The organism is Peptoniphilus duerdenii ATCC BAA-1640 (assembly GCF_000146345.1).
GTDB classification, from domain to species: Bacteria; Bacillota; Clostridia; order Tissierellales; family Peptoniphilaceae; genus Peptoniphilus_B; species Peptoniphilus_B duerdenii.
Genome location: NZ_GL397071.1, coordinates 693,306 through 699,473, shown reverse-complemented (window position 1 = coordinate 699,473; position 6,168 = coordinate 693,306). Strand labels below are relative to the sequence as shown.

Annotated in this window: 9 protein-coding genes; all 9 read right to left on the bottom strand. The window is 36.1% G+C overall.

What is annotated here, in order from left to right; genetic code table 11:
• Window positions 1-125: 125 nt before the first annotated feature.
• Window positions 126-827, bottom strand: a complete 702-nt coding sequence (gene rplA, locus HMPREF9225_RS03145) for a 50S ribosomal protein L1 (RefSeq protein WP_008901489.1) — start codon at window positions 825-827, stop codon at window positions 126-128.
• Between the two features lie 39 nt (window positions 828-866).
• Window positions 867-1,292, bottom strand: coding sequence for a 50S ribosomal protein L11 (rplK, locus tag HMPREF9225_RS03140; protein ID WP_008901488.1), 426 nt, complete (start codon window positions 1,290-1,292; stop codon window positions 867-869).
• A gap of 46 nt (window positions 1,293-1,338) precedes the next feature.
• On the bottom strand, window positions 1,339-1,878 hold the full coding sequence (nusG, locus tag HMPREF9225_RS03135) for a transcription termination/antitermination protein NusG (RefSeq protein ID WP_008901487.1): 540 nt from the start codon (window positions 1,876-1,878) through the stop codon (window positions 1,339-1,341).
• Between the two features lies 1 nt (window position 1,879).
• Window positions 1,880-2,098: a preprotein translocase subunit SecE gene (gene secE, locus HMPREF9225_RS03130; protein WP_036746780.1), complete on the bottom strand. Its 219-nt coding sequence runs from the start codon at window positions 2,096-2,098 to the stop codon at window positions 1,880-1,882.
• Window positions 2,099-2,106: 8 nt separating this feature from the next.
• Window positions 2,107-2,256 (bottom strand): 50S ribosomal protein L33, encoded by a 150-nt coding sequence (rpmG, locus tag HMPREF9225_RS03125; RefSeq protein WP_008901485.1) that lies wholly within the window; start codon window positions 2,254-2,256, stop codon window positions 2,107-2,109.
• 149 nt (window positions 2,257-2,405) lie between these two features.
• Window positions 2,406-2,561 carry a FeoB-associated Cys-rich membrane protein gene (locus HMPREF9225_RS10025; protein WP_008901484.1) on the bottom strand — a complete coding sequence of 52 codons (156 nt, stop codon included), beginning with the start codon at window positions 2,559-2,561 and terminating at the stop codon, window positions 2,406-2,408.
• 20 nt (window positions 2,562-2,581) lie between these two features.
• Window positions 2,582-4,720: a ferrous iron transport protein B gene (gene feoB / locus HMPREF9225_RS03120; protein ID WP_008901483.1), complete on the bottom strand. Its 2,139-nt coding sequence runs from the start codon at window positions 4,718-4,720 to the stop codon at window positions 2,582-2,584.
• A gap of 33 nt (window positions 4,721-4,753) precedes the next feature.
• Entirely contained in the window at window positions 4,754-4,978 is a 225-nt protein-coding gene (locus HMPREF9225_RS03115; RefSeq protein WP_008901482.1) for a FeoA family protein, read from the bottom strand.
• Window positions 4,979-4,988: 10 nt separating this feature from the next.
• Complete coding sequence (locus tag HMPREF9225_RS03110; protein ID WP_023059178.1) at window positions 4,989-5,213, bottom strand: FeoA family protein; 225 nt, start codon at window positions 5,211-5,213, stop codon at window positions 4,989-4,991.
• Window positions 5,214-6,168 lie beyond the last annotated feature (955 nt).

The following is a 6,168-nucleotide window of genomic DNA, read 5'->3' as shown; positions in this document are numbered from 1 at the left end:
TCAGGGTGACTGTTTCCCTTAGGGTTTTCCATGTAGAGCATATCTGGTTATGGAAGCAAGATGCTTCCGCTACAGGATAAATCTTTTACAAAAAATAAAAAAAGAGGCTTTTGCCTCTTTCCATTTTAGTTTTCGATTAATTTTTGACCGTTTATTTTAATTCCAGGTCCCATTGTAGATGCTACTGTTACTGATTTTAGGTAACGTCCCTTTGCTGATGCTGGTTTTGCTTTGATTATAGCTTGTGTTACTGCTTGGAAGTTATCTTGTAGCTTTTCTGTTCCAAATGATACTTTTCCGATTGGTACGTTTATTATTGCTTGCTTGTCTACTCTGTACTCAATCTTACCTGCTTTGGTATCTTGTACTGCTTTTTCTACTTCGAATGTTACTGTTCCTGATTTTGGGTTAGGCATTAATCCTTTTGGTCCTAGGACACGTCCGATCTTTCCTACTACTCCCATCATGTCAGGGGTTGCTATTACTACGTCGAATTCAAACCAGTTTTCTTTTTGGATTTTTTCTACGTATTCTTCTCCACCTGCGTAGTCAGCTCCTGCGTTTAGTGCTTCTTCTACTTTTGGTCCTTTTGCTAGTACTAGTACTCTTATTGTCTTACCTGTTCCGTGTGGTAGTACTACTGTTCCTCTTACTTGTTGATCTGCTTGTCTTGGGTCTACTCCCAGTCTTACTGATAGTTCAACTGTTTCATCAAATTTTGCTTTTCCGGTTTTTTGCACTAATTCTAATGCTTCTTTTGCATCGTATAGATTGTGTTTATCGTAAAGCTTTATACTTTCTAAATAATTTTTTCCTTTTTTTGCCATTTTTACCTCCTGTGGTTCTTGCGAATTTAGATTCTCCCACTAATCAATAACTTCTACACCCATGCTTCTTGCAGTTCCTGCGATCATTGACATTGCAGCTTCTACAGATGCAGCGTTTAAGTCTTCCATCTTTAGTTTTGCGATTTCTTCTACTTGTGCTTTTTTAATTTTACCAACTTTTTTCTTGTTTGGTTCTCCTGAACCTGAGTTTAGGTTGATTGCTTTTTTAATTAGCACTGCTGCTGGTGGTGTCTTAGTTATAAAGCTAAAGGTTCTATCTTGATATACTGTTAATACTACAGGAATAATCATTCCAGCTTGGTCTTGGGTTTTTGCGTTAAATTGCTTTGTAAACTCCATTATGTTTACTCCGTGAGGACCAAGTGCTGTACCAACTGGTGGTGCTGGTGTTGCCTTTCCTGCAGGGATTTGTAATTTTACTAATGCTATGACTTTCTTTGCCATTTTTTACCTCCTGTGGTTTTGCGGGGTTACCCTCCCACTTATTTTTTTAAATCTTTACTATTTGATTGAAACTTAGTTCAACTTTGGTATCTCTTCCAAACATTGAGATGACTACGTCTACTTTTCCTTTTTCGTAGCTCATGGCGTCTATTACGCCTACGAAGTCTTCGAATGGACCGTCTTTTACTTTTACGCTTTCGCCTACTTCGAATCCTCCGAAGAATTCTTTCTTATCTGCTACTCCTAGGGCTAAGACTTCTTCGTCTGATAGTGGAACTGGTTTAGATCCAGGTCCTACAAATCCTGTTACTCCTCTAGTGTTTCTCACTAAGTACCAGGTTTCGTCATTCATTATCATCTTCACTAGGACATATGATGGAAATAGCTTTCTTTCTTTTGATTTTGCTACTCCATCTTTTTCTTCTACATACTCTTCCATTGGAACTTGTATGTCAAGTATTACATCTTCCATGTGTCTGTTTTGGACCATGGCTTCCATGTTTGCTTTTACTTTGTTTTCATGTCCAGAATATGTGTGGATTACATACCATTTTGCAGTATTCTCTCTTAAAACATCATCTGACATCTTATCTACCTACAATCAGCTTTATTATGAAATATACTATTTCATCGTATGCTGATAGAACGAGAGCTGATAAAATACTTACTACTATTACTACTGTGGAGTATTTTATTACTTGTTCTTTTGTAGGCCACACAACTTTTTTGAATTCAGATTTTACTCCACGTAGATACTTGTTGGTATCTTTCGTTTCGTTTGTTTTTACAACTGGTTGTGCCATCATATCACTCCTTATTTCGTTTCTTTGTGAGCAGTATGTTTTTTACAAAACTTGCAGTATTTACTACGCTCTAGTCTTTCAGTATTTGTTTTTTTGTTCTTATAAGTTACATAATTTCTTTGTTTACATTCAGTGCATTCAAGAACAATACGGTCAGCCATTAAAACACCTCCTAAAATGGTTTATAAAAAGGCTTAATTTACTATTAAGCCTTTAGTTTCTGGTCAAACCTTCAGTTGACCCTATTATTTTACTATAAATCTGTCTATTTTACAAGCAATTTTATAGTTTTTGTGCGTTTTTGTCGATTTTAATGTTTTTTTACTTCCATGTCATGTTCATGGCATTCGCTACAACCACATGAGCAGCCACAATCGCAGGTTCCTTTGTTCTTCTTTACATGTCTTATTGCGAAGTACACTGCTACTAGTACGATTGCTATTATTATAAAATCTATTGGTCTCATTTTCTTTCCTTCTTTTTATTTTATTTAACTGAATAGTTAGGTTCTAAGCTTCCTTTTCTATATTTGTTCGGTCTAAATAGTAGGTACATGTATACTACAAGGATTACACATGCTATAGCTGTTTCTATGTTAAATCCTGTCTTTAGTACTAGTACTGAGCCTATTTGATATACCATAAATGCTATTGAGTATGAGAAGCATAATTGATATATAAGCGCAAATCTAAACCATTTTGAAGATCCCATTTCTTCTTTTATTGCTCCTAGTGCTCCGAAGCATGGTAGAGTCAATTGGTTAAATAGTATGAATGAGAACATGGATACTGTATTGAAGTTTGTAAGAATTACATCTTTTAATGAATCTGCATCTGCATCTGCTCCTATTCCTGATACTACTCCGTAGGTACCTACTACGACTTCTTTTGCTGCTAGTCCGAAGAATGTAGCTACTGTTGCCATCCAATCTCCGAATCCTAGTGGTGCAAATAGGAATTTTATTTTGTTTCCTACGAATGATAGGATAGATTCTTGTGCGTCTTCGTTAAAGTCTATAAATTGTCCGCTAGTTGTGAAGCTTGATAGTGCCCAGATGACTAGTGAGCAAAGTAGGATTAGTGTTCCCGCTTTTATTATGAATGCTTTACATCTGTGTAGAGTTGCTTTTCCAACGTTTGATAAACTTGGTGCGTGATATTCTGGAAGTTCCATTACGAATGGTGCTGGATCTCCTTGGAATCGACTGGTCTTCTTTAGGATTACCCCAGAGATAATTACAGCTAGGATTCCTGCGAAGTACCAAAGTGGTGCATACCACCAAACTCCACCTAAAATTGCTCCGAACATTGCTATGATTTCTGTCTTGGCTCCGCAAGGCATAAATGATGCAACGGTGATGGTCATCTTTCTATCGTTTTCGTTTTCGATGGTTCTTGTACCCATGATACCTGGGATTGAGCATCCGGTACCGATAAGGATAGGTATAAAACTCTTTCCAGATAGACCGAATTTTCTAAATATTCTGTCTAGGATAAATGCAATTCTTGCCATGTATCCTACGTCTTCAAGGATGGATACAAGTAAGAATATTGTTGCGATTACTGGTAAGTAACCTAGTACAGCTCCAACACCGCCTACGATTCCGTTAGCTAGTAGAGATGATACCATTGGTGAAGCTCCGTGAGTTGATAGGAATTCATCTAAGAATCCTGGTATAGTTTCTCCTAGAACTTTATCTGCCCACCAATCGTTAACTGGTCCGCCGACAAATTTAACTGCAACTAGATAGATAAGTGTCATTACGACTACAAATATAGGAATTGCTAAAAATCTATTGGTTACTATTTTATCTATCTTGTCAGATTTAGTCATGCCAGTTCTGGTCTTTTTAACTGTATCTCTTGTAACTTGTGCTACATAGTTATATCTTTCGTCGGTAATGATACCTTCGCCGTCATCGCCCATTTCTTTTTCAGCTCTTGCGATGATTTCATCAACTTTTTTTCCTTCTTCAGCAGAAATCTTAATTTCTTTTCTGATCTTTTCGTCGTTTTCAAAAAGTTTTATAGCAATCCATCTTTTAGATTTGTGTTCTTTAATAGATGCTACAGCTTCTTCGATTTCTGTTAAATATTTTTCTACATCTTCGCCAAAAGTTTTCATCTCTTCAGTCTTTTGACCTTTAAATGATTTAGCAACTTCTACAAGATGATCTATATTTTCCCCTTTAAGGGCAGAGATTTCTACAACTTTACATCCGAGTCTCTTTTCGATTTGTGCTACATCAATATAGTCTTTATTCTTTCTAACCACGTCCATCATGTTAAGTGCGATTACTAGTGGAATACCAAGCTCACTAAGTTGTGTTGCAAGGTACAAGTTTCTTTCTATATTGGTTCCGTCTACTACGTCAATAATTACATCTACTTTTTCATTGATTAAGTAATCTCTAGATACCACTTCTTCAAGTGTATATGGAGAAAGTGAATAGATGCCTGGTAAGTCTGTGATGGCAACATCCTTTTCTTTTTTGTAAAGTCCTGTCTTCTTTTCAACAGTTACCCCTGGCCAGTTACCTACATATTGGTTTGAGCCTGTAAGAGCATTGAAAAGAGTGGACTTTCCACTGTTAGGATTACCTGCCAATGCAATTGTGATTTTCATATTAATCCTCTTTCCTCTAATATCTCTTTTAAATTACATTTCTTCTACTTCTATAAGGTCAGCGTCTTCCTTTCTGATACTGAGCTCATAGTTTCTAAGGTTGATCTGAACAGGATCACCTAGTGGTGCAACTTTACGAACGAATAATTCTGCACCTTTCGTAATACCCATGTCCATAATTCTTCTCTTAAGCGGTCCCTTTCCACCGATTCTTAATACTCTGTAGTGGGAGCCTACCTTCGCTTCTCTAAGCGTCATAAATTACCTCCTATCTAACAATGATCTTTCTAGCAATATCTTTTCCGATACCAATTCTGGTACCCTTAACTCGAATTATAAGATTCCCTTCAGTCTCTGAAATTACAGTAATCTTGGCACCTTCAACGAAACCTAAGTTTGTTAAGTGCCTGTCCTCCTTTTCTCTTTCAGAATCTTTCTGTCTGATTCTTACAATTTCAAATTCTTCTCCAATTGGTGCTTGGATCAAATTCATTTTCATCACCCTAAAATCTAAATTTATTATCAATAATTTTTATGTAATTGATAATATCAATCATTGCTTAAAGCTTATCACAAAGATGTCCTATTTTCTAGTGATATTGAAAATTTTTATTGATAATTCAGATATTTATTTAAAAATATTTTTGTGTAAAATTTGTTATAATATTAAATTTAATTAAAGAAATTTTTTGTGTGGAAAAATTGGAAATGTTAAAAATATAAAAATATAATTGTAAAGAATTTTTAAGTTCATGCTATACGTTCTACACCTAACTTGACGAACGTAGTGAGTCTTAGTAGGTGTGATGCAACCTGTTTCCCAAGAGGCGTAGCTGATTGGATGAAACAGTCTGCTATAGCATTTGTTTTTTTATTTATTTTTGATGCTCTATGTAGAGCATTAGTTTTTATTTTTATTGGGTTTATTTGCAAAGACTTGACCCTCTGAAGTTATACCCGTTCGACTCACTGCGTTCGCTCAGGGTGACTGTAGTTGGGAGGTAACTCTTTAAATTCCAGAGGAAGACAGTCACCCTGAGCGGAGGGTGGAGGTACCGACACCCGTAGTCGAATGGGTATAACCTTGGTGAGGTTAAGTATTGGTGACTGTAGTTGGGAGGGTATTTTTAATATTTTTTGGAGTAGATGGGTTAAATATAGGTCAGATCCTTCGACTCCAAAGGCTTTCGCCTTTTCCGCTCAGGATGACCAGTTGGAAAATTTAACGCTCGATAAATTTTAATCATTTATATATTTTAAAGAATTTACGCCTCTCGGCTGTGGAACCTGGAAGGTTCCGCTACGGGTACTCTATTGGAAACATTACTATACCACGGCTTCGCCTGATTGTTGTTCATACTATGCAAAATTAAAAGTCCATATACAGATTTAACACCATTTAAATTCCAGTAAATATAATCTTTAAAATTTGCTACAACCTACCTATG